We start from the raw sequence: 550 nt of genomic DNA, 5'->3' as shown, positions 1-550 counted from the left end.
AGACTGATTATTGCCCAAAAACCATTTATTTTCTGTTGCTATTCCATTCCTCCCAGGTCGTGATGGTGATTTCAGGATCTTTGCCGGTTGCACTGTGGGTAAGCCCCGAAACCAGTTCTCTAATTTCTTCTTCACTTTGGGTACTGATAAGTCCAAAAGTGTTAGTCCCCAGCTCATGGATATTGCCATCATCATCCGTCATGGTGAGCAAAAAACCGTCGCGAGTCAGGTAATTATTCAACTCGTTAATTTCAGTCAATGTATCCTCATGCAACATGACGGTTATTACATAACGGACAAGATCGCCACTGGCCATAGTTCACCCCTTTGTTATCACATGACTTTTGAGCATAGTCGGAGAAACGCGTTGCCGACAGGTTGGTGGTGATTCCCCCAATGCTGGGGGAATGTTTTTGTTAGCGGGAAAGGTACGCGTAAATTTTTTGCGTATCGTCATGGGAGCACAGGCGTGTTCCCTGGTTGAGTGTGGCTGCACTCCCCGCAGCTACGCCAAAACGGACCATCTCTTCAAGAGAGGCATTTTCTGCCA

1 protein-coding gene is annotated in these 550 nt (G+C 46.7%); it reads right to left on the bottom strand.

The annotated features are described in order from the left end of the window. Positions 1–25 precede the first annotated feature (25 nt). Positions 26–316: a type V toxin-antitoxin system endoribonuclease antitoxin GhoS gene (ghoS, locus tag F1381_RS27955; protein ID WP_000146146.1), complete on the bottom strand. Its 291-nt coding sequence runs from the start codon at positions 314–316 to the stop codon at positions 26–28. Positions 317–550 lie beyond the last annotated feature (234 nt).

Origin of the sequence: Paenibacillus tengchongensis, assembly GCF_008973665.1 — a bacterium.
GTDB lineage: Bacteria > Bacillota > Bacilli > Paenibacillales > Paenibacillaceae > Paenibacillus_AQ > Paenibacillus_AQ tengchongensis.
Note: the sequence above shows the minus strand (reverse complement) of the source record. Positions and strands in the feature narration are given on the sequence as shown.

Excerpts from the sequence above, each read along its gene's own strand:
- ghoS (WP_000146146.1), bottom strand. The coding sequence starts at position 316 with ATGGCCAGTGGCGATCTTGTCCGTTATGTAATAACCGTCATGTTGCAT.